This is a genomic window from Pyramidobacter piscolens W5455 (assembly GCF_000177335.1).
Taxonomy (GTDB): domain Bacteria; phylum Synergistota; class Synergistia; order Synergistales; family Dethiosulfovibrionaceae; genus Pyramidobacter; species Pyramidobacter piscolens.
In genome coordinates, this window is sequence record NZ_ADFP01000016.1 from 1 (window position 1) to 22538 (window position 22538).

Sequence of the window (22538 nt, forward strand, 5' to 3'; positions counted from 1 at the left end):
CAGAAGGGCTCCTGTCATTCTGTGACAGGAGCCCTTCGCTCTCTTCATTGAACAGGTTGAAGAGCTCTTCGTCCAACCTTACTTGGCCAAAGCCTGGCGAGCCTGCTCGGCAATACCGCGGAAAGCCGCCATGTCGTTGACGGCAAGATCGGCAAGCATCTTGCGGTTCACTTCGATGCCGGCCTTCTTCAGGCCGTTCATGAAGAAACTGTACGACATGCCCTCCATGCGCGCGGCCGCGTTGATGCGGGAGATCCACAGACGGCGGAAATCCCTCTTCTTGCGGCGGCGGTCCTTGAACATGCTGCTCAGGGCGTGCAGATAGGCTTCGCGGGCGCGGCGGTAATTGTTCTTCTTATGGCCGAAAAATCCCTTGGTGATGGAAAAAAGCTTTTTGTACTTTCTATCGCTGGAACTGGCTGCTTTAACGCGCATCGATCTTCACCTCTGAAAATTTTGAACTTACTTGCCGGGCATCATCAGACGCAGCATCTCTTCCTGCCCGTTGGCAAGAAGCCCCGCCTGACGCAGGCGGCGGTGTCTCTTGGCGTTTTTGGTGCTCAGAAGGTGGCGGCGTCCGTTCTTCTGATACTTGATCTTGCCGCTGCCCGTGTACGAAAAGCGCTTTTTCGCGCCGGAATGAGTCTTTGCTTTCCAGACCATACTGACAACCTCCGTAAAATTCGCTTTCTATTCTTTGCCGTCGCTCCTGGCGGAACTAAAAAGCGGCACAAACAACGCTCTCATATAGCGGCCTTCCATGCGCGGCTCTTCGTCCATCCTGCCGACGGCAGCGCAGTCAGCCGCGACGCGGTTAATGACCTCACGGCCTTTGTCCAAAAACGCCATCTCTCTGCCGCGGAAGAATATGGACACTTTCACGCGATGCCCGCTTTCAAGGAACTTGACCACGGCCTTCGTCTTGAAATCGTAATCGTGTTCGTCGATCTTGGGACGCATCTTGATTTCCTTGAGCGCCTGCACCTTCTGCTTCTTGCGGGCGTCTTTGTCGCGCTTCTGCTGCTGATAACGGTACTTGCCGAAATCAAGGATGCGGCACACGGGCGGATTGCCGTCCGGCGCGACTTCCACAAGATCCAGCTCACGCTCTTCCGCTGCGGCGATTCCTTCAGCCGGAGTCATAACGCCCAGTTTCTTGCCCTCGTTGTCGATCACAAGGATTTGCTCGGCGTTGATCTCTTCGTTCACTCGCGGCTCGTCGGGCATTTTCTTAGCTATGTGAGTCACCTCCACAAAATTTTGCGGCGACAAAAAAATGAGGAAAGGCCCCGCCTCTCCTCATGCACATTCACATAAATTGTGACGTTCGCGCATGACCTCGCAGCTGCCGAAAGACGCCGCCAAGGCGAGAGGGGATCCCTCTGCTTCTCTATCGCTTGTGAGAGTATAACACTCGCCGGCGAATTGCGCAAGCGCCGACTTCGCGTCTTTCGGCCGACGCTCGTCAGTTTTCCCGACGCAGCAGCCAGGCGGCTAGCTCGGTCATTTAGCGCTCGCGCTCCGGAAGCGCCGCCGCTCTCTCTTTATGAGAACAAAATATCAGCCGTCTGATGCTCTTTCTTGACTGAAACGCTGAATCTCCCTCGCCGCGCTCTCGCGCTGAATCTTCTGAAACAGTATAAACAACAAAGGGACAGTACCGTACGGTTTTTCCCCATACAGCACCATCCTCATTTATCAAACAGGTCGCCGTGCGTTCCCGTTCGGGAGATAGTCAGCACCAGCACGCTTTCTTCAATCCGATAGATCAAAAGCCAATCGGAGAGGATATGGCATTCCCTGTGTCCTTTCCAGCTTCCGGCCAGCTCATGATCCCTGTAGATCTTCGGCAGAACCTTTCCCATGGCAAGCTGTTCGATCACGGCATCCAGAAGTTCGAGTTTTAATCCCCGCTTCATTGCGAGCTTGTAGTCCTTCTTAAATGCCGTGGTCAGTTTGACGGTCAGCTTTGTCTGTCTCACTTTTTAAGGTCCGCGAACAGCTCGTCAAGGTCGGTATAACCCTTTACTGACGGGTCTTTCGCAATCCTCTCCGCTTCCAGCATGGCGGCAATCGTCTCCTGGCGTGGCTGATGGAGGCAGATATCAAAGGGAATCCCCCCCTCACGGAGAGACTGACGCACAAAGATGTTGAAAGCCGTCGTAAGATTCATGCCAAGCTCACCGAATAAGGCGTCTGCCTGTGCTTTCAAGTCACTGTCCATACGGATGCTGATATTGGTAGTTGTTCCAGCCATACGATCATCTCCTTTTCCACCAACAGCTCGATTATATGGCATTTGCACGAAAAGATCAATATGATGCACGAAGATTATGACATAAAACCTTGCTCGTACCCCGTCAGAGTGATCGTGATGTAAAACAGGAACCGGAGTTGCATTTAATCTGAAACGGGTAAGGCTGCTTTAAGTCTAACGCAATTTTTTAAGCGGAGCGATCCCAATCTTCATTTTTCATTGGCTGGGTTGACTCAGCGGGACGTCGATCTGATGATGTCGTATGTCGACTCATACGGCCGGGAGATTTTCAATGCCCCCCTCCGGCGCGGCTGTTTGTCCCCATAGATGGGCAAGCTTCATTGCGTCTGATCGGACAGAAGATCATTCCGCCTGAGAGATTACGTCAAAGAGTCGCTTCCGCGGACTTAGCGGCGTTCCTGCTCCAGCTTTTCGACGCGGCGCAGCAGCGAAAGAAGCAGAGCGTCCTGTTCGTTCAGCTCCTGACGGAGCTGGCGACGGCTGGAAACTTTTTTGGCGTCGCGCCCGAGACGGAACGAGACGCCCAGATTCACCATGGGCTGCCTGCCGATCGTGCTGCCAAGGCTCAGCAGCACGTCTTCGCTGAAGTAACGGTTGATTCCCAGAACCAGCGAAGTGGTGTCGCCATTCACGTCCAATGTCCCGCCCAGCGTCGTGGCACCGCTCGCGTCCAGGTTCTCAAAGTCTCCATCCACCGCCAGCGCCGCCCAGCATGACGTGTTTCTTTTCATCTTCGAAACACCTCCTCGCAAAATTGAAACGATAAAATATCCGTGGCGCAAGCCTATGCGTTGACCGTGATCTCACGGTTCACCACGGGAATTTTAATATTTTCCCCCCAAAAGTCTGTCATCCAAACGGCTATTTTTCGAGGATGAGAAGGCTCGCCCAGGCGTATCGCCGCGGCCGTCGCCGCATAACAAACAGCGCTGGAAGGGGCGGCCTTCCAGCGCTGTCGTCTTGTTTCGATATGAAGTTTGCCGCAGCAAGGCGGCTGAATATCTTCTTTTTCATCCGCGCCGCCGCGGTCGTTCTCCGTTTCCGCGTCACTGGCCGAGCCTGACGCGGAAGTTTTCCTTTTCGGGATCGTACTGTTCCGCCCCAACCTCCGGCGGGACAGTACGATCCATCGTGCCGACTTGGATCAGCGATCCCTCCGGGCAGGACTGACATTGATCGTCTTTCCGCAGATATTGCAACTCTTGTTTTCCATTATCATGCCTCTGGTATATCATCTGTGAACTGTTCTAATTGTTTATCTATATCTCTGCCGCCATAGATCACACGAATGACAGTTGCTGTCATTTCTTCTTTGTCGGGGATATAGAAAACACAATAATCATCTACCGGCATTACCCTGAGATTCCTGCTTTTCCAAGGTTCTTTTGCATATTGCCTGTGCTTTTCCGGAAACGTTTCAAGTTTCCCTATCGCACGTTCCAGCCGTGTAAGTTGAGAATTCGCACTCTCAGGAGCGAGCAGTTCAAAGGCAATATATTCGAATATTTCCCGTAGGTCCTGCTCTGCTTGGCAAGAAATAGCCGTCTCATATCTCGTCATAAGGCATAGCCTTTACGGATCGCTGAAAAGACCTCCTTCGCCGGCTTAGTTCTCCCAGCCTTCATGTCCGCATATCCTTTCTCAAGTTCCTCCGACAACTCCACTGCGCTCATTTCCGACAGATCAAGCGGTCTCCTGGCGGGAAGTACAACTTCAAACGGAAGCCCTCTGTGGATGATGATCTGTTTGTAAAACATATTGATGGCATTGGAAGCCGGCACACCTAACGCAGATAAAATGCTTTCCGCCTGTTCTTTGACATCCGGTTCGATCCTTACATATAAATTAGCAGATTTCTGTGCCATGAAGATCCCTCCTTTTTGAGTCCATTGTACGCGATTGTACGCACAATCGCAAGTCATATTGCAGAAATCTTCGCTGTTTAATAAAGGAGATGTCCGTCGTCCAAACGCGGCGCGGGCAAAAAAACGAAAGGCCGATCGGGGCGCGGCCGTCACCGCATAACAAACAGCGCTGGAAGGGGCTGCCTTCCAACGCTGTCGTCTTGTTTCGATATGAAGTTTGCCGCGGCAAGGCGGCTGAATATCTTCTTTTTCATCCGCGCCGCCGCGGCCGTTCTCCGTTTCCGCGTCACTGACCGAGCCTGACGCGGAAGTTTTCCTTTTCGGGATCGTACTGTTCCGCCAGGAGCCCGGTGAAGGCGGCGAAGTCCATGCTGCCGAGGTCGCCCTTGGCGCGGTCGCGGACGGCCACGGTGCGCGCTTCCACTTCCTTGTCGCCGATCACGAGCATGTAGGGCACCTTTTCCATCTGCGCGTCGCGGATCTTGCGTCCCAGCTTTTCGTCGCGGCGGTCGATTTCGACGCGGACGTTCAGGTTCTGAAGCTTCTCGGCCACTTCGCGGGCGTAGGGCAAATGGTCGTCGCTCACCGCGAGCAGCTTGACCTGCACGGGGGCCAGCCAATAAGGGAACGCGCCGGCGTAGTTCTCGATGAGGATGCCCATGAAGCGCTCGATGCTGCCCAGGATCGTGCGGTGCAGCATGACGGGGCGGTGTTCCCTGCCGTCAGCGCCGACGTAGGTCATGTCGAACTTCTCGGGCATCGTGAAGTCGAGCTGGATGGTGCCGCACTGCCAGGTGCGGCCGATGCAGTCTTCGAGGTGGAAGTCGATCTTGGGGCCATAGAACGCGCCGTCGCCGGGGTTGAGCACATAAGGCGTGCCTGTCTCCGCGAGGGTCTCGCTCAGGGCGTTCTCGGCGATCTCCCAGAGCTCGTCGCTGCCCATGGAGTTCTCGGGGCGGGTCGACAGTTCGACATGATACTTGAAGCCGAAGACGTGCGTGTACACGTAGTCGTTCAGCTTCATGATTAGCTTCACTTCGTCCTTGATCTGTTCGGGCGTGCAGAAGTGATGAGCGTCGTCCTGTGTGAAGCAGCGCACGCGCATCAGACCGTGCAGCGCGCCGGAAAGCTCGTGGCGGTGCACGACGCCCAGCTCGCCCATGCGGATGGGCAGCTCGCGATAGCTGTGCTTGCTGGTCTTGTAGATGATGATGCCGCCCGGGCAGTTCATGGGCTTGATCGCGTGCGGGATGTCGTCGATGGTGGTGAAGTACATGTTCTCGCGGTAATGGTCCCAGTGGCCGGAACGGAGCCACAGATCGCGGTTGAGGATCTGCGGCGTGCGGGCCTCGGTATAGCCGTTGAGAAAATGCAGGCGGCGCCAGAAGGACATGAGCTTGTTCATGACGACCATGCCTTTGGGATGGAAGAACGGGAAGCCGACGCCTTCGTTGTGAAGGCTGAACAGGTCGAGTTCCTTGCCGAGCTTGCGGTGGTCGCGGCGGCGCGCCTCTTCCATGCGGGTGATGTAGGCGTCGAGCTCTTCCTGCGTGTTGAAGGCGGTGCCGTAGATGCGGGTCAGCATGATGTTGTGCTCGTCGCCGCGCCAGTACGCCCCAGCCATCGACAGCAGCTTGAAGTGCTTCAAAAAGCGCGTGTTGGGGACGTGCGGGCCGCGGCACAGATCGACGTAATCGTCCTGCCAGTACAGGTTGACGGTCTCGTCGCCGACGCCCTCGAGAATTTCGACTTTGTAGGGATCGTTGCGCTCCCTGAACAGTTTGATGGCGTCGGCTACGCCGACCCGTTCGCGGCGCAGCGGGATGGAGCGCTTGGCGATGCGGCGCATTTCTTTTTCAAGCGCGGGCAAGATCTCCTCGGAGACCGTCTCGGGAAACTCGATGTCGTAGTAAAAGCCGTCTTTGATTGTCGGGCCGATGGCCACCTTGGCGGCCGGGTACAGGTTCATGACGGCCTCGGCCAGCAGATGTGCCGTGGAGTGGCGGACGATTTCGATGCCCTCTTCCGTCTCCGGCGTGATCGGTTTGACCTCCGCGTCGTGGTCGATCACGACGTCGAGATCTTTTTCTTCTCCGTCGACGAAAGCGGCGACGGCTCCCTTGTCCAGCTTCCACCGGGAAAGGATGTCTCCGGCCTTGAGCGCTTCGCTTTCCAGCGTTTGCCCTTCGGGGCCCCGATATTTGAACATTTTGTTGCCTCCTTCTCAAGCGCGATGCGCTTACTCTGCGCAGCGCGCTGCATTGTGGTACCGGTATTGTCTCGACGGGCCTTAACGGGTTCCCGTGCTGCCGAAGCCGCCATTCTGACGGCTCGTTTCGCTGAGCGTTTCGCTGGGCTGCCAGCCGATCCTTGTGACGGGAGCCACCACCATCTGGGCGATACGGTCGCCCGCATGGACGGAAAAAGGCTCGCGCCCCAAATTTACCAGAATCACGCGGATTTCGCCGCGATAATCGGCGTCGATCGTGCCCGGCGCGTTCGGCAGCGAAATGCCGTACTTCAGCGCCAGTCCGCTGCGGGGGCGAATTTGCGCTTCATACCCTGCGGGCAGTTCGATGTGAAGGCCAGTCCCGACGCTGACGATTTTGCCGGGTTCGAGCACCGCGTCTTCGCTGGCGCGAAGGTCCATTCCCGCCGCCTGAGGCGTAGCGTACTCGGGCAGCGGGATGTTTTCGCTCTCGCGCCGGATCTTGACGGTCAGCGTCATGATCAGCGGCGGTCGCGGCGGAACGGACCGCGGTCTCCCCGGCGCTCGCGGTCGCCGTCGCGGCGGGGCGCCCGGTCGCGCGACGGGGCGGACGCATCGGGCAAAGCGGCGATCATTTTGTCGCGTTCCTCTTCCGCAGGGAGGTACTGCGTCAGCCCGGCCGACTCGATCAGGGCGGGGTCGGCCAGCAGGCGGCGGCGCGACAGATTGATGCGGTTCTGGTCGTCGATCTCCTTGACTTCGACGATGACGTGATCGCCGGGGGCGAAAACGTCTTCGACCTTGCCGATGTGCTTGGTGCTGATCTCGCTGATGTGAAGCAGCCCCTCCTTGCCGGGCAGCACCTCGACGAACGCGCCGAAGGCCATCAGGCGGGTGACGGTGCCGTAGAAAGCTTCGCCGGCTTCGACCTCGCGGACAATGTCGTGGATCATCTGACGGGCTTTCTCGACGCTGTCGGGCGACACGGCGCAGATGTACACGCTGCCGTCGTCCTCGACGTTGATCTTGGCGCCGCTCTCCTGCACGATGTTGCGGATGACTTTGCCGCCGGGGCCGATCACGTCGCGGATCTTGTCCACGTCGATGTTCATCGTGAAGATGCGGGGCGCGTTGGGCGACAGGGGCGCGGGCTCGGGGATGCAGGTTTCCATTGCGTCGAGGATCTGCATGCGGGCCTGATGGGCCTGCATCAGCGCGCGGGACAGGATCTCGCGGGTGATGCCGCCGGCCTTGTTGTCCATCTGCAGCGCCGTGACGCCGTCGCGGGTGCCGGCGACTTTGAAGTCCATGTCGCCGTAATGGTCTTCCAGTCCCTGGATGTCGGTGAGGATGACCATGTCGTCGCCTTCCTTGATCAGGCCCATGGCGATGCCGGCCACGTGCTTTTTCATGGGCACGCCGGCGGCCATCATCGAAAGGCTGCCGCCGCAGATCGAGGCCTGCGAACTGGAGCCGTTGGACTCGAGGATGTCGGAGACGACGCGCACCACGTAGGGGAACTCTTCCTCGCCCGGCACCAGCGGCGCCAGCGCGCGCTCGGCGAGGGCGCCGTGGCCGATCTCGCGGCGCCCGGGGCCGCGCATGGGCTTGATCTCGCCCACGGAATACGGCGGGAAGTTGTAGTGCAGCAGGAATCTCTTGTTGGGCTCGTCGAGTTTCAGGCCGTCAATGATCTGGTCGTCCTCGCCCAGCATGCCCAGCGTGGTGACCACCAGAGCCTGCGTCTCGCCGCGGGTGAACAGCGCCGAACCGTGGACTTTGGGCAGCACGTTCACTTCGCAGGAAATCGGGCGGATCTCGTCGGTGGCACGGCCGTCGGCGCGGATCTTGTCGCGGGCCGTGATCGTGCGCATCGTGCTCTTGACCAGCGATTCCACCGCGCCGGCGATGTAGCTTTCCGCATCGGCGTAAAGGTCGGCGAAATGGGCCGTCGTCTTCTCCACCAGCGCGGAGATTGCGGCGCCGCGCTCCTTTTTGCCGTGGATCATGACGGCCTTTGCGGTCTCCTCGCGCAGGTTGTCCTTCACCCAGCGGTCGATCTCTTCGATCGCCAGCGGCGCGGGCAGCACCGCCTTGGGCTGGCCGATCTCCGCGCGGACCTGGAGCTGGAACGCGACGATCTTTTTGATCTCGTCCTGCGCCGTCTGCAAGGCGTTGACGAGCAGCTCTTCGGGAACTTCCCTGGCTCCGGCTTCGACCATGGTGATGCCGCCGGCATGTCCGGCCACCGTCAGGTCGAGCGTGCTCTCGGCCATCCGGTCCTCGGTGGGATTGACGACGAGTTCGCCGTCGATGCAGCCCATGCGGACCGCGCCCACAGGGCCGCTCCAGGGGATGTCGGAGATCGTCAGCGCCATGGAAGCGGCGTTGATGGCGAGGATGTTGGCGGGATTTTTCTGGTCGACCGCCAGCACCGTGGCGACGACGTGCACGTCGTTGCGCATGGAATCGTCGAAGAGCGAGCGGATCGAGCGATCGACGACGCGGGCGCTGAGAATGGCGGTCTGCGAAGGGCGCCCTTCTCTCTTGATGTAGCCGCCGGGGATCTTGCCGGCAGCGTAATAGCGTTCTTCAAAATCGACGAGCAGCGGGAAGAAATCCAATCCCACGCGGGGCTTGTCCGACATGCAGGCCGTGGTGAGAATGGTCGTTTCTCCGTGGCTTGCCACGACGGCGGCGTTCGCCTGCTTGGCGACTTTTCCGGTTTTGAAAACCAGGTCCTGACCGCCGACGTTCAGTGTGTAGGTCTTTTCCATATAAAAGACTCCTCCTCTTTCTTTTCGATCGCGATATATAATAGCGTAAGAATATCACAATTTCATGTAAATGCGAGAGCCGAATTTCAAGATCAGCGAATAAATCCGAGAAAACCGCCCCTAGAATCCCTAAAAACTTTTTTGTCAAAAAAGAAAGAGAGCCCCGGACGAAACGGGACTCTCTTTTTCGGTTTGGCTCAATGACGAAGGCCCAGGCTCTCGATCAGCTGCTTGTAGCGGTTGAAATCCTTGCCGCTCAGGTAGCGCAGAAGCTTGCGGCGCTTTCCGACAAGGGTCAGAAGGCCCTTCTTGGAATGGTGGTCGTGGACGTGCACGCGCAGGTGATCGGTGAGGTCGCGGATCCTCTGCGTGAGAACGGCGATCTGCACTTCGGGCGAACCGGTATCGGTGGGATGCACGCGATACTTCTCGATAAGCTCTGTTTTGACTGTCTTCTCCAACATGATACTTCACCTCATGGGGCAATAATCCTGAAACAACGTAGCTCCTCTCCGACTTTGCGCTCCATGGAAGCAAAGCAGAACGGGAAGCTCCCGAGAGGGAGCAACGGAGTAACAGGTCGAAAAGCATTGTAGCATCGCTTCGCAAGAGTTGCAAGGCTTTTTTTCGCAAGGGGGAAAAGCGGCCGCCGGAATGGCGGCCGCGGGAAAACAATTTTAGCCCTTGAACGAGGCGATCACCGCCAGCACTTCGTCGATGTCGGCTTCGGTGTGGTCCGCGTTGATCTGGAAGCGGATTTCCTCGGCGCCCTTGGGGACCACGGGATAGGTCATGCCGGTGGCCAGCACGCCGCGCTCCGTCAGGTGCGCCACGAGAGCCTTGGTACGGGCCGTGTCGTGAAGCACGAGCGGCGTCACGGGATGCTCGCCGGGGATCGTCTCGTAACCGAGCTTGACCAGGCCGTCCTCGAAACGTTTGGTCACGGTGCGCAGATGGGCGAGGATCCTGCGCCCTTCCTCGCTGTCGAGGATCTCCAGCGCCTTCATGGCCGCGTACGCTTCGCCGACGGTGATGGGGTTCGAGTAGATGTACATGGCCGCGTGCTCGCGCAGGTACGTGATCAGCGCGCGCGAGCCGACGACATAGCCGCCGTTGACGCCGTACGCCTTGCCGAGCGTGCCCATCAGCACGTCCACGCGGGCGCCGGTGATCTCTTCCGTGCCGCGCCCCGTGCGGCCGAACGCGCCGACGCCGTGGGAATCGTCTACCACGACGAACGCGTCCTCGGCGAAACGGTCGTCATAGCTGTGCACCAGTTCGACGATCTCCTTCAGCGGCGCGTAGTCGCCTCTCATGCTGAAGATGCCGTCGGTAACGACAAGAGCGCGCTTGGCGCCGCTCTGCACGGCTTCGTCCAGGCAGCGCTTGAGGTCGTCGAGGGAATTGTGTTTGTAGACGGCGCGCAGTCCCGACTTGCCCAAGCCCAGTTTGATGGCGTTGATGATGCTGTTGTGGTTCAGCTCGTCGCTGACGACGAAAGTCTCCTTGCTGATCAGCGAGGTCAGGACGCCGCCGACGGTCACATAGGCGGCGCTGAAGATCATGGCGTCCTCGCGGCCGTGGAACGCGGCCAGCTTGTGCTCGAGATCGCGGTGAGCCTTGAAGGTACCGCTGATGAAGCGGACCGCGCCGGGGCCGACGCCGTATTTGCGCGTGCCCTCCTCCTCCGCGGCGATCATGTCCTCGCGCAGCGACAGACCCAGATAGGAGTTGGAATTCATGCGGATGAATTCCTTGGCGCCCTCCCCTTTCAGGAAATAACGGGGCCCCTTGGCGCCTTCGCCCTTTTTCACGTCGACGATGATCTGTTCCTTGCCCTTCAGACGGCCTTCCTGTTTCAGTTTTTCAAGCTCCGCCGTCAGTACCGCTTCAAGTTTTTTCATTGCATGAACGCCTCCTGCCTTACGAGATTTTTCCACTTAAAACTTCGCCGCGGCGCCGAGTTTGACGCGCAGGTTTTTGAGCATGTCCACCGTCATGCTCTCCAAGTCGTATTTGGGATTCCAGTCCCATTCCGTCCGGGCGGCCGAATCGTCGAGAGAGTTCGGCCAGCTGTCGGCGATGGCCTGGCGGACGGGATCGACGGCGTAATCCAGCGCGAACGAAGGAATGTGAGCGCGGATCGCCGCGGCGATCTGTTCCGGCTCGAAACTCATGCTGGTGATGTTGAAACAGCAACGGTGGACCAGACGCGACGGATCGGCTTCCATCAGCTGGATCATGCCGTCGATCGCGTCGGGAATGTACATCATGTCCATGTAGGTGCCCTTGGCGATGTAGCTGGTGTATTTGCCCTGCTGCACGGCCTGATAGTAAATGTCGACCGCGTAGTCGGTGGTGCCGCCGCCGGGCAGCGTCTTGTAGGAGATCAGGCCGGGGAAACGCACGCCGCGCGTGTCGACGCCCCATTTTTTATGGTAATATTCCGCCAGGAGTTCGCTGGCCACTTTCGTCACGCCGTAGATCGTATTGGGGCGCTGCAGCGTGTCCTGCGGCGTTTTGTCGCGAGGCGTATCGGGACCGAAGGCGGCGATGGAACTGGGGAAAAAGACGGCGCTGTGATAGATCCGCCCGCATTCGAGGGCGTTGCAGATCCCGTTGATGTTGATGTCCCAGGCGAGCTGAGGTTTCTTCTCGGCCGTCGCGGAAAGCAGTCCGGCCAAATGATAGATCGTGTCCGGCTTGAACTTTTCGACCTGCTCCGCATACTTTTTGCCGTCGCGGGCGTCGAGAATCACAAAAGGCCCTTCGGGAAGGACATGGGCCGAGTCCTCGCGGATATCGGTCGCGAGAACGTTTTCCGCGCCGTAATCATGTCTCAGCTTGGTGACGAGCTCTGTGCCGATCTGGCCGAGACAGCCAGAAACCATGATCTTTTTCATCAAAACGCCTCCAGTTGACTTCTTATTTTTCTTAAGTATATGGAGGCGAAGTTTGTTTGTCAAATGAGTATAATTCGAAATGAGATTCTATATATAATAAAATAACATAAAAATAGGACGTGGATTTTTATACTCCGAGAGAGTAGAATAATATAGTATCCAGGCAGAAATTTTGCTTTCGGGAAGGGAGAAATCTGAAACATGACATTGGAAGAGCTGATGCCTCGTATCAGCGGAGACAAGGCCGCCTCGTACTACATCGCCAACGTGCTGCGCGAGGCCATTTATCGGGGGATTCTTCAGGAAAACGAGCAGTTGCTGCAGAACCAGCTCGCGGCGCGGATGGGCGTCAGCCCGATCCCGCTGCGGGAAGCTTTGAAGCAGCTCGAGATCGAAGGACTGGTCGAATTCCGCGGGCGCCGCGGCGCGATCGTTTCCGGGCTGAGTCTTGAAGACGCCCGCGAAATTTACGACATGATCACCTGGCTCGAGGTGGGCATCATGAAAGTCTCCTTCGACCTGATCTCGAACGCGCTGATTCAGGAAGAAGAGGTCCTGCTGGACAAGATGGAAAAAGAGGAAGATCCCGTCAAATGGCGCGACATGAACGTGCTCTTCCATTCCTCGCTGTACGAGCCGGCCGACCGCCCGATGACGCTCGATATGCTCGCCAAACTGCGCCGTCAGGTCGACCGTTACATCCGCAACCATCTCAGTTCCATGCGCAAGGAATCGGAGGAGCAGCACCGCGAGATCCTCGCGGGCGTGAAGGCCCATGACCTCGACCGCACGCTCAAGGCTCTGGAAAGCCATCTTGTCAACACGTCCAAGGACCTTCAAGCTTATATGCGCCACGTCCAGAATCGCAATCACGAATAATTTTGCCCGTTCCCCAAAAAGCAGTCCCCTGCAGTCGCCTTATGCCCGGCGATCACAAGGGACTGCTTTTTCCGTCAAAAAAATGGTCCGGATCAAAAACGATTTCCTCCTCGGCGCCGTCCGCGCCAAGCAGCTTGCGCGCATGTGAAAGCGCCTCTTCTTCCCGATCGTTCCCGGAGAGCATACGCGCGATCTCCCTCACCCGCTCTTCTCCCTCGACATGCGTCACGGTGGAGAGCGTGCCGCGGCGCGCTACGCGGTAATGTCGGTTTGCCAGCGCCGCGATGCTGGCTTCATGGGTGATCAGGATGACCTGGACACGGTCGGCCAGCTCGCGCAGCTTCAGGCCGGTCAGATAAGCGGCCCGTCCGCCCAGGCCAGCCTCCACCTCGTCGAAAACGACCGTGGGCGGCATCAGCTCGTCGGGAAGCGAGATCTGGATGGCCAGAAGGATGCGGCTCAGCTCGCCGCCGGAAGCCGCTTTGGCCACGGGAATTTCCTGACTGCCGCGCCGCAGGACGAAGTCCACCTTCTCGGCGCCGTTCGCTTTCAGCTTATTCGTTTCGGTGATGCGGATGCGAAACTGCGTGTTCTCCATCGCCATGCCGGCAAGGTTCTCGCTGACTCGCGCCTGCAGCGCCAGCGCCGCCGCGGTGCGCTGTTCCAGCAGCGTACGCGCCTCCTTCGCGACGGCTTTCTTGGCGGCCGCGATTTTCTCGTTCAGTTCGGACTGGATTTTTCCCGATCCGCTCAGCCAGCGCAATTCCTCTTCGCCTTTATGCCAGTACTCCAACAATTCCTCGACGGTGTTCACCTTGGCCAGGCGCTTGCTCTTGCGAATCTGACCGAGGGAAGTTTCAAGAACTTCCAGTTCCGCTTCGAGATTCTCAATCGTTTCCGAAGAGGCCAGCGCGCCGATTTTGTCCGCGACGTCCTCGAGAACGGCGAGCGCTTTTTGCGACGTCTCGCCAAGCGCTTCGCGGCTCCCGGAGGGCACGAGTCTGGAAAGGTCGCTGAGGACGCCCGAAAGTTCGGAGATCAGGCCGCCGCTTTCCTGGTTTTGCAGCATGCGGAAGCGGCCGCGCAGCTCGTGGAGGCGCTTGAGTTCTCGCTCCGCTTCGGCGAAGTCCTCGTTCAGCCGTTCTTCGCTGTCAGGCTGCAGACCGGCGCGTTCCAAAAAAGGCGCGATCTCGGACAGCGCCCCGTAAGCCGACGTGATTTCCTGCTCGCGCTGCTTGTTGCGGCGCAGCTCTCTTTCGCAGTCCAACACTTCATGGAATTCCTTTTCCAGCCGCGCCTTCGTTTCTTTCAACTCGTCACCGCCGCAGGCGTCGAGGATTTTGAGCTGGCGGTCGGGATCGAGCAGCTCGAGCTGGGCGAACTGACTCTGGATCGTGATCAGACGCGGGGCCAGTTCCAAGACGGTGTTCAGCGGCACCGTCTGCCCCTGGACGGAACACTTGCCGCGCCCGGAGCGCGACAGTTCGCGCCGCAGCGCCAGCGAGCAATCCTGAGGCTGCAGCTCCTCGCCGACGCCTTCCAGACGACCGGGCTGATAAAAGAACGCTTCCGCGACGGCTGTTTCATCTCCGGCGCGAATCGTGCCGCCGGAGCTGCGTTTTCCGCAGACCAGTTCGAGGCCGCGCACCAGGCTGCTCTTCCCGGCGCCGCTCTCGCCCGTGACCGCCGTCAGACCGGCGCCGAAGTTCAGCGAAGTCTGCCCGATGCCGCCCACGGAAATGAGTTTCAGCTCTTCAAGCACGGCGGGCGCTCCTTTCGGAAACTGGATTCCAGCCCCACAGGAGTTTTTCATGAAGCAGATCGTAATAGTCGAACTGAGGCAGCGAGATGGTGTTGACGCCGTGATCCCTGGAGAGCCGCACATCGAGACGATCGCGGCTGGAAAGAGGATAAACGTCGGCGCCGTCCACCGTCAAAAACAGCTCGGAATTTTCCGTCGGGCGCAGCGTCAGACAGTCGTCCGGCCCCAGCAGCGTGGGGCGCGCATATAACGTGTGCGCGCAAATGGGGACCAGCAGCATGCAGTCCAGCGACGGCGGAACGATCGGCCCGCCGGCCGAGAGGGCGTAAGCGGTGGAACCCGTGGGCGTCGAGACGATCACGCCGTCGGCGCGGTATTCGCATATCGGCTTCCCCTGCACCTGCACGTCGAGAGAGACCAGCCGCGCCTGGATTCCCTTGCTGAGCACGAGATCGTTGAGAGCGAAAACGCACCGTTCTTTCTCCTCCGTCGCCAATACGCCTTCGAGACAACGCCGCCGTTCGATCTTAAAATCGCCCTTTTCGATTTGCTCGATCTGTTCGCGCACGCGCCGCGGATCGCCGACCGCCAGGAAGCCCAAGTGTCCCACGGAGACGCCGAACAGGTTGATGCCGCTGTGCTGCACAAGATGGGCGGCCTGCAGAAAAGTGCCGTCGCCGCCGATCACCAGCGCCGTTTCGACCTCCGCCAGCCAACGGTCAAGAGGGATCCCGCTCTGACGAAGCGCCGGCGCCTCATCGGCAAAGAGCAAAAAGGGATTGTTTCTCTTTCTTCCCCATGCGCACAGCTCCTCAGCCAGCTGGACCGCTTCGGGCTTCGACAAATTAACAATCAGGCCGAATTTCATCGACTGTCCTCCATCGGAAATACACCAGGGATTCCGTTTCACAAAAAGAATTCAATGCGATTATAGCAGATTTCACGAAGCCGACAATTCAAAAGCATCGATTCCCGCACCCGAACAAAAAAGGCGCCGGAGGAAACGGGACACAGTTTCCTCCGGCGCCTTAAAAAGTTCCGCTCATCCGGCGAGAGCTTCGTGGCTCGCGCGCACCAGCCCACAAAAATCCACTTCCGCCGACGTTATATTTTTTCTTAAATGGAACAGGAATTCGATGTTGCCCTTGGGACCCTTGATTTCCGACCACGTCGCCTCTTCCATCCCCCACGGAGTTTCCCGGCCGATAAAATCGGCCAGCTCTTCCAGCACGGCACGGTGAACTTCGGGTGAGCGCACCACGCCGCCTTTGCCGAGGTCTTCGCGGCGGGCTTCGAACTGCGGTTTGACCAGCACCACGGCTTCGGCATTCTCGGCGCTGGCCGCCGCCATCGGGTTCAGCAGCAGGCGCAGCGATATGAAGGAGGCGTCGCTGCAGACGAAACCCGGCCGCGGCGAAAACATCTCCCCCGTCAGGAAACGGGCGTTCCGGCGTTCCATGACGACGACCCGCGGATCCGTGCGCAGGCTCCAATCGAGCAGCCCATAACCGACGTCGACGGCGTAGACTTTCGCCGCGCCGTACTTAAGCATCACCTGGGTAAAACCGCCCGTCGAAGCGCCGACGTCGAGGCAAACGCGGCCTTCCAATTTCAAATGAAAACGCTCGATCGCCGTCAGCAGTTTATGGGCGCCGCGGCTGACCCAGCCGCCGGAACCGCTTTTCAGGCGCACGACGGCGGCGTCCTTCACCGGCTGCCCGGCGCCGGACGCCGGTTGACCGTCGACCAGGACCTCCCCGGCCATGACCAGAGCGCCGGCCGCCTGAACGGAATCGGCCAGCCCCTCTTCGACCAGCCGCAGATCGAGCCGTTTTTTAACGCATCTGGCGCTCATAGATTTCCACGATCCTTTCGGGCGTCAGGCCGAGGCGCTTTCGCTGTTGCGCCGGCGTGCCCGGCGCGACGAAGGCCGCCGGCAGCGCCACCGCCCGCACGGCGCACCGCAAACCGCGCTCCGCGCAAAACAAAGCCAAGTGCTCGCCCAGACCGCCGCGCTCATACGCTTCTTCGGCCGTGACGAGGAGTTTTTTTCCGTCCAGTCGCGCCAGCGCCTCTTCCGGCAGCGGAGAAACGCGGTTCAGATAGAGCAGGTCGGGCGCCGCGCCGACGCGTTCGTCAACGAGTTTGGCGGCCCGGCGCGCGATCTGGCAGGCCGAACCGGCCGCAGCGACGCACCACGAGCTGTTCCGATTCACGAAGGCGAAATCTGCCGTCTCGAAAGCGTCGGCCGGCGTCAGCCGTTCCACGGCGCCGCCGCGCGGATAGCGGATCAGCGACGGCCCCTCACAGCGCGCCGCGCTCTCGAAGGCGGCTTTCAGCGAGCGACAGTCGTAAGGCGCCCAGACTTTCAGGTTGGGAACGGCGCTGGCCCAGTTCATGTCGAACAGTCCCTGATGCGTCTCGCCGTCCTCGCCCACCAGTCCGGCGCGGTCCACGGCAAGGATCACCGGCAGCCGCTGCAGGCAGATATCGTGCACCAGCTGGTCCATCGCCCGCTGCAAAAACGTCGAATAGACGCAGGCGATCGGCCTGAGGCCGCCGGCGGCCTGTCCCGCGGCGAACGTGAGCATGTGTTCTTCGGCGATGCCTACGTCGAAAAAACGTCGCGGGAAAGCGGCGCGGAAATGATTCAGCGCGCATCCTTCCGTCATGGCCGGGGTCAGGACCGTGACGCGGGGATCTTTTTCCGCCAGCTCTTCGATGCACGCGGCCGCCGCCCCGCTCCAGCTCGCCGAATTCGCAGGCGTTTTCCCCGCGGCGGCGACGCCGTGATAGGCGACGGGATTTTCTTCGGCCGGCGCGTACCCCTTGCCTTTTTCCGTGAGCACGTGGATCAGCAGGGGACCGTCGTAATTTTTCGCCAGGGCGAAGACGCGCTCGAGCTCCTGTTCGTCGTGTCCGTCGAAAGGGCCCCAGTACGTCAGCCCCATGTCGCTGAAAAGATTGCCGCGGCTCAGCACTTTTTTGACGGCGTTCTTCATCCGCTCCAGACGGCGATAGACCCGGTCGGTGCGGAACGCCTTTCGGCAAAAACTCTTCACGACGTTTTTCGTGCCCTTGTACAGCGCGGAAGTGGACAGTTTCGCCAGATGCAGCGCCATGCCGCCCACGCGCGGGCTGATCGACATGGCGTTGTCGTTGAGGACGAAGATCACGGGATTGTCGAGAGAACCGGCGTGATTCAGCGCTTCGAAAGCTTCGCCGTTGATCAGCGCCCCGTCGCCGATGACGGCGACGACGTGATGCTTTTCGCCGCGCAGATCGCGCGCGACCGCGTATCCCAAAGCCGCCGAAAGCGAGGTACTGCTGTGTCCGACGCCGAAGTGGTCGTACGGGCTTTCGCTCATTTTCGGAAAACCGCTGACGCCGCCCTCCGTCCGCAGCGTCTCGAAACGGGCGTTGCGCCCTGTCAAAATCTTCCACGCATAGGCCTGATGCCCCACGTCGAACACAACGCGATCGTACCGCGGATCGAAGACCCGCAGCAGCGCCACGATCAGTTCCACCGCTCCCAAAGAGGAAGCCAGATGTCCGCCGTTTTTCAGCGTGACGTCGACGATGCGCGAACGCACTTCGTCGATCAGTCCGGGAAGCTCTTTCTCGGAGAGCTTTTTTACGTCTCCCGGTTCCTTGATGTCGTCCAGCAGCGCCATGTCAATTCGACCTGTGCTCTAGATAGGCGGCCAGCGCCCGCAGGAACGCGCCTTTTTCTGCGAACGGCTCCAGTTGTTTTTCGGCGTTCAGCGTTTTCTCATGAAGCAGCGCGCGGGCGCCGTCGAGACCATAGGCGCGCACGAACGTGCGTTTGTCCTGCGCTTCGTCTTTGCCGAGCGTCTTTCCCATCGCAGACTGCGAACCGGTACAGTCGAGAAGGTCGTCGGCGATTTGGAACGCCAGTCCCACGTTCTCGCCGTATTTCATGAGCCGCCGCAGCGCTTCGCCGTCCGCCCCCGCCAAGATGGCTCCCGCGCACAGCGAAGCGCGGATCAGCACCATCGTCTTCATCGAAGCGACGTCCACGACAAAATCCCGTTCGTCTGTCTGGCTGGCGCGATCCGTGTCGAGCACCTGGCCGCCGCAGATTCCTTCCGGGCCGAGCGCCTGCGCGAAAAGAGCGAGGGCCCGGACGCAGCGTTGCGGTTCGGCGCCGTTTTTCAGCAGACCGGCGAGCGCGGTCTCGAACGCGTCAAGAAACAGCGCGTCGCCGGCCAGCAGCGCCAGAGATTCGCCGTAAACGACGTGGTTCGTCGGCTTGCCGCGTCGCAGACTGTCGTTGTCCATGCAGGGCAGGTCGTCGTGAATCAAGGACGCGGTGTGCGCCATTTCGAACGCCGTCGCCATCGGCAAAACGCTCTCGGCTTTTTCTCCCATGATCTCCGCTCCGGCCATGCACAAAATCGGGCGCAGGCGCTTGCCGCCCGCCAGCAAAGAATAATTCATGGCCTCGCGCAGCCGCGCTGGAATGCGACGACGCTCCTCTTCGCAAAAAGTCCGCAGCGATCTTTCAAAAAAAGCCGAGCGGCAGCTCAGTTCTTCTTTAAAGTCCATCTTTATCTTCTTCCTGCCGGCCAAAGTCGCTCAACGTTCCGTCGGCCTCCAGCTTCTTGACCTTTCCCTCCGCTTCGGCAAGGAACTGACGGCATTCGGCCACAAGCTTCTGCCCTTCTTCATAGAGCGCCAGCGTCTGTTCAAGCGGCATGGCCGTATGCTCCATGCTTTTCAAGATTTCCTCAAGACGTCCGATTTTTGCTGAATAGTCCATCTTCACGACTCCAATCAAAGCTCCCCGCAGAGAGAAAAAATGTTCTCCTTAAAGAAAATATTCAGATCTCCGAAATCATTTGCCTTAATGGCCGTACCTGTGTTAAAATTCACTGGTTGTTACTGAACACTACACAAAGGAGGCTGCTTTAAATGTCCCAGGTATGTGACTGCTGTGGTCGCGGTCCTGCGACGGGAAATCAGCTGAGCCACTCTCATCGCAGAACTCGCAGACGCTGGCTGCTCAACCTTTTCTCCGTCCGCGTGGATCTCGGCGGCGGCGAAGCGAAGAGAATGCGCATCTGCTCCCGTTGCCTTCGTTCCGGAAAAGTCAAGAGAGCGCTCTAATCAAAACGGACAAGCCGCTGCTCCTTGTGCTGCCAATGATTTCAGCCGGAACTTTTCCGGTAGAACGACACGCCAAGAGGCCCGAAAGGGCCTCTTTTTTTATACCCGACTCCTGCCATGACGATGAAAAAGTTTGCTCCCCATCGGGCGCAGACTTTTTCACCGTCATTTTTTCTATTCGCCGCGGAGTTGCTCGAGAATCTCCAAGGCCTCCGCTTCGTCCACCAGAATTTCCCGGGGTTTGCCGCCATGCTGCGGCCCGACGATGCCCATGGACTCCATCGTATCGACCATGCGGGCGGCGCGGGTAAAACCGACGCGCATCTGGCGCTGCAGCCCGCTCGACGATGCCACGCCGGTGCTGAGCACGATCTTGATGGCTTCCTCAAGACGGTTATCTTCAAGAAAGTCGGAAGAATTCCCACCCTTTTCGTCACTGGGCTCTTCCAGATCGACGTATTCGGGATCGCCGAAAGTATTGCGCAGATATTCGACCACCCTGATGTTCGTCTGCTCGTCCAGGAACGGCGACTGGATCCGCAGCGGATGCGGCGTTTTGGTGCTGACAAAGAGCATGTCGCCCTTGCCCAGCAGATTTTGCGCGCCGGATTTGTCCAGAATGGTTTTCGAGTCGATCGCCGACGGCAGCGCGAAAGACACTCGCGCCGGGATGTTCGCCTTGATGGTTCCGGTCAGCACGTTGACGGAAGGGCGCTGCGTCGCCAGCATCAGATGAATCCCGGAGGCGCGCGCCTTCTGCGCCAGGCTCATGATGCAGTCTTCCACTTCTTTCTGAGCCGTCATCATCAGATCGGCCAGCTCGTCGACGATGATCACGATATGAGGCAGACGGTCCTTGGGAAGGACCTTACTGTTGTACGAAAAGATATCCTTGACTTTCGCCTGATAGCAGACGTTGTAGCGCCGTTCCATCTCGCGCACGGCCCAGGCCAGAGCATGCACGGCCCCTGCCGCCGAGACGATGGGTTTGGCGAGGATATGCGGCAGCGACTCGTAGATGCCCATTTCGACCCGTTTGGGGTCGACCATGATGAAGCGCAGCTCTGCGGGCGTGTTGTGATAGCACAGAGAGACGATGCAGTTATTGACGAAAATGCTCTTGCCCGATCCCGTCGTTCCGGCGATCAGCAGATGCGGCAGGTCTTCCAAACCGGAGATGAGGATGCGGCCGTCCACCGTTTGCCCCAGCGGCAGCGGCAGCTTGAGTTTCGTTCTCTGGAAAACATCGCTTTCCAGGATCTGGCGCAGCGGCACGGAACGGCGGTTGACGTTGGGCAGTTCGATACCGATATACGAAGTGCCGACGATCGGCGCTTCCACTCGGATCGAAGAGACGCCCAGCGCCACGGCAATGTCGTTGCCGAGAGCCATCACCTTGCTGACCTTGATGCCCGGGGCCAACTGGATCTGATACTGCACGACCGTCGGACCGATGATCGTGCGCTTCAGTTCCGCGGAAACGCCGAAATCGGCAAGCGACAAGATCACTTTCTGTCCGTTTTCCTGCGCCTGCCGATCGTCGATGACCTCTTCGATGTCCCGATGCGGCCCGAGCAGATCGAGCGGCGGCGGGAAACTTCCCGCGGGAATCGGGCGTCCCGCGCAGAACTGAACGTTCTCCGTCCCGACCAGATCTCCCGACGGTTCCACTTCCACGGAAGGCTTTTTGCTGATCGGCACGGAACCGGCCGCGGCAAAAGCGCTTTCCGCTTCGCCAACGCTTCCGGATTCTCCCAAAGTGCCGGCGGCGAACGCATTTTCGCCATTTGTTTCGGGAAGTTCATCTTCCCGCGTCCCCGTCGCTTCATGGCCATAGCGATCGGCCTGGGGCACGTTGGCAAAGTAACCGCCGTAATTTTCGCTTTCAGCGTTTTCTCCCTGTTCGTCGGCGTATTGCTCGGCGTACTCGTCGATGATCTCGCCGTTTTCATGTTCCTTCTTGCCGTGCCCGAACAGCGCTTTCACGGCAACGCCCAGCGAGGCCCAGAAGCCTGTTTTCCCGGGGCTCTCGTTTTGCAGCGGACTTTCCGCTTCAGAAGCGACGGCCTCGACTTCTTCGCTGGGCAACGTCTCTTCGGAAATGCTTTTTTCCGGCTGCGCCGCTTCGACCTCACCCTGTGCCGGCTCGGCTTCTCCCTCGGTTTGCGCAGAAGCGGGGGCCTGGGGCGCTTTTTGGCGACGCCAGCGCGGCGCGTGAACAAACGACAAACGCTCGCGGAGCCAGGCAATGCGAGCCGCGTTGAGATGTCCGTAATTGAATGCCGCCAGCCCGACAAGACACAGCCCCGTCAGCATTGTCCCGATCACGCCGATAAAACGGGGCAGCACTTGAGAAGAGACGTTCCCCAGAATGCCGGGACTGAGAAGGCCGATACTTTCGCCGGCTCCGATGCGCCTGAGCATTCCCAGGAACAGACTGACGGCGCCGTAAAGACAAAACGTTCCCATCCATTGGCTGAAAACGGAATGAACCTGACGGTACAGCAAAGAACAAAAAAGGCCGTAGAAAAAATGCAACAGCAGCAGCACAAGACCGCCGCCTGCCAGCTGCAGCAGGCAGCTCGCCATATCTTTGCCCAACACGCCGGCGCCCTTGGTGAACAGCGAGGCCGTGACATACAACAGGATCGCCGCCAGAAAAATCTGACAGAGACGGAACAGAGCGCCGAATTCAAAACCGCGCTTTGCCATCCTGCCACGTGCAGACTGAGTTT

23 protein-coding genes are annotated in these 22538 nt (G+C 59.2%); 2 read left to right on the forward strand and 21 right to left on the reverse strand.

Going from position 1 to position 22538, the window contains the following annotated elements:
- Positions 1-78: 78 nt before the first annotated feature.
- The 14 genes from rplT to HMPREF7215_RS01250 form a co-directional block, all read right to left on the reverse strand.
- Positions 79-435, reverse strand: a complete 357-nt coding sequence (rplT, locus tag HMPREF7215_RS01185) for a 50S ribosomal protein L20 (protein WP_009163740.1) — start codon at positions 433-435, stop codon at positions 79-81.
- A 27-nt stretch (positions 436-462) separates the two neighbouring features.
- A complete protein-coding gene (gene rpmI, locus HMPREF7215_RS01190) occupies positions 463-663 on the reverse strand; it encodes a 50S ribosomal protein L35 (RefSeq protein WP_009163741.1) in 201 nt (66 codons plus the stop codon).
- 27 nt (positions 664-690) lie between these two features.
- Positions 691-1209 (reverse strand): translation initiation factor IF-3, encoded by a 519-nt coding sequence (gene infC / locus HMPREF7215_RS01195; protein ID WP_232205496.1) that lies wholly within the window; start codon positions 1207-1209, stop codon positions 691-693.
- Between the two features lie 482 nt (positions 1210-1691).
- Positions 1692-1982 (reverse strand): type II toxin-antitoxin system YafQ family toxin, encoded by a 291-nt coding sequence (locus tag HMPREF7215_RS01200; protein ID WP_009163744.1) that lies wholly within the window; start codon positions 1980-1982, stop codon positions 1692-1694.
- Positions 1979-2257, reverse strand: a complete 279-nt coding sequence (locus HMPREF7215_RS01205; protein ID WP_009163745.1) for a type II toxin-antitoxin system RelB/DinJ family antitoxin — start codon at positions 2255-2257, stop codon at positions 1979-1981. Before HMPREF7215_RS01205 ends, HMPREF7215_RS01200 begins: the two co-directional genes overlap by 4 nt.
- A 407-nt stretch (positions 2258-2664) precedes the next feature.
- Positions 2665-3009: a hypothetical protein gene (locus tag HMPREF7215_RS01210; protein ID WP_009163746.1), complete on the reverse strand. Its 345-nt coding sequence runs from the start codon at positions 3007-3009 to the stop codon at positions 2665-2667.
- Positions 3010-3493: 484 nt separating this feature from the next.
- Positions 3494-3838 (reverse strand): type II toxin-antitoxin system RelE/ParE family toxin, encoded by a 345-nt coding sequence (locus HMPREF7215_RS01215; RefSeq protein WP_040550048.1) that lies wholly within the window; start codon positions 3836-3838, stop codon positions 3494-3496.
- On the reverse strand, positions 3835-4143 hold the full coding sequence (locus HMPREF7215_RS01220) for a type II toxin-antitoxin system RelB/DinJ family antitoxin (RefSeq protein WP_009163749.1): 309 nt from the start codon (positions 4141-4143) through the stop codon (positions 3835-3837). Before HMPREF7215_RS01220 ends, HMPREF7215_RS01215 begins: the two co-directional genes overlap by 4 nt.
- Positions 4144-4429: 286 nt before the next feature.
- Positions 4430-6352 carry a threonine--tRNA ligase gene (thrS, locus tag HMPREF7215_RS01225; protein WP_009163750.1) on the reverse strand — a complete coding sequence of 641 codons (1923 nt, stop codon included), beginning with the start codon at positions 6350-6352 and terminating at the stop codon, positions 4430-4432.
- 81 nt (positions 6353-6433) lie between these two features.
- On the reverse strand, positions 6434-6871 hold the full coding sequence (dut, locus tag HMPREF7215_RS01230) for a dUTP diphosphatase (RefSeq protein WP_009163751.1): 438 nt from the start codon (positions 6869-6871) through the stop codon (positions 6434-6436).
- Positions 6872-6873: 2 nt separating this feature from the next.
- Positions 6874-9129, reverse strand: coding sequence for a polyribonucleotide nucleotidyltransferase (locus HMPREF7215_RS01235; RefSeq protein ID WP_009163752.1), 2256 nt, complete (start codon positions 9127-9129; stop codon positions 6874-6876).
- Positions 9130-9326: 197 nt separating this feature from the next.
- Positions 9327-9593: a 30S ribosomal protein S15 gene (rpsO, locus tag HMPREF7215_RS01240; protein ID WP_009163753.1), complete on the reverse strand. Its 267-nt coding sequence runs from the start codon at positions 9591-9593 to the stop codon at positions 9327-9329.
- 213 nt (positions 9594-9806) lie between these two features.
- Positions 9807-11033 carry an aminotransferase class I/II-fold pyridoxal phosphate-dependent enzyme gene (locus tag HMPREF7215_RS01245; protein WP_009163754.1) on the reverse strand — a complete coding sequence of 409 codons (1227 nt, stop codon included), beginning with the start codon at positions 11031-11033 and terminating at the stop codon, positions 9807-9809.
- Positions 11034-11069: 36 nt separating this feature from the next.
- Complete coding sequence (locus tag HMPREF7215_RS01250; RefSeq protein ID WP_009163755.1) at positions 11070-12032, reverse strand: L-threonine 3-dehydrogenase; 963 nt, start codon at positions 12030-12032, stop codon at positions 11070-11072.
- Positions 12033-12233: 201 nt separating this feature from the next.
- On the opposite strand from HMPREF7215_RS01250, the gene HMPREF7215_RS01255 reads away from it, so the two are divergent.
- On the forward strand, positions 12234-12911 hold the full coding sequence (locus tag HMPREF7215_RS01255; RefSeq protein WP_009163756.1) for a GntR family transcriptional regulator: 678 nt from the start codon (positions 12234-12236) through the stop codon (positions 12909-12911).
- 52 nt (positions 12912-12963) lie between these two features.
- On the opposite strand, the gene HMPREF7215_RS01260 is transcribed toward HMPREF7215_RS01255, so the two are convergent.
- The 6 genes from HMPREF7215_RS01260 to xseB all read right to left on the reverse strand — a co-directional run bounded on the left by HMPREF7215_RS01260 (position 12964) and on the right by xseB (position 19456).
- Positions 12964-14673: an AAA family ATPase gene (locus HMPREF7215_RS01260; RefSeq protein WP_009163757.1), complete on the reverse strand. Its 1710-nt coding sequence runs from the start codon at positions 14671-14673 to the stop codon at positions 12964-12966.
- The gene (locus HMPREF7215_RS01265) at positions 14666-15541 is read right to left on the reverse strand and encodes an NAD(+)/NADH kinase (protein WP_009163758.1); all 876 of its coding nucleotides are present in this window, start codon (positions 15539-15541) and stop codon (positions 14666-14668) included. Before HMPREF7215_RS01265 ends, HMPREF7215_RS01260 begins: the two co-directional genes overlap by 8 nt.
- Positions 15542-15715: 174 nt before the next feature.
- The gene (locus HMPREF7215_RS01270) at positions 15716-16528 is read right to left on the reverse strand and encodes a TlyA family RNA methyltransferase (RefSeq protein ID WP_009163759.1); all 813 of its coding nucleotides are present in this window, start codon (positions 16526-16528) and stop codon (positions 15716-15718) included.
- Positions 16509-18347: a 1-deoxy-D-xylulose-5-phosphate synthase gene (dxs, locus tag HMPREF7215_RS01275; protein WP_009163760.1), complete on the reverse strand. Its 1839-nt coding sequence runs from the start codon at positions 18345-18347 to the stop codon at positions 16509-16511. Before dxs ends, HMPREF7215_RS01270 begins: the two co-directional genes overlap by 20 nt.
- 1 nt (position 18348) lies before the next feature.
- Positions 18349-19242: a polyprenyl synthetase family protein gene (locus HMPREF7215_RS01280; protein WP_009163761.1), complete on the reverse strand. Its 894-nt coding sequence runs from the start codon at positions 19240-19242 to the stop codon at positions 18349-18351.
- Positions 19232-19456 (reverse strand): exodeoxyribonuclease VII small subunit, encoded by a 225-nt coding sequence (gene xseB, locus HMPREF7215_RS01285; RefSeq protein WP_009163762.1) that lies wholly within the window; start codon positions 19454-19456, stop codon positions 19232-19234. The genes HMPREF7215_RS01280 and xseB overlap by 11 nt, the downstream gene beginning before the upstream one ends.
- A 152-nt stretch (positions 19457-19608) precedes the next feature.
- Between xseB and rpmB the strand changes: the two genes are divergently transcribed.
- A complete protein-coding gene (rpmB, locus tag HMPREF7215_RS01290; RefSeq protein WP_040550057.1) occupies positions 19609-19803 on the forward strand; it encodes a 50S ribosomal protein L28 in 195 nt (64 codons plus the stop codon).
- Between the two features lie 174 nt (positions 19804-19977).
- Here the strand turns inward: rpmB and HMPREF7215_RS01295 are convergent, their stop codons facing one another.
- Complete coding sequence (locus HMPREF7215_RS01295) at positions 19978-22515, reverse strand: DNA translocase FtsK (RefSeq protein ID WP_050768842.1); 2538 nt, start codon at positions 22513-22515, stop codon at positions 19978-19980.
- Positions 22516-22538: the final 23 nt, after the last annotated feature.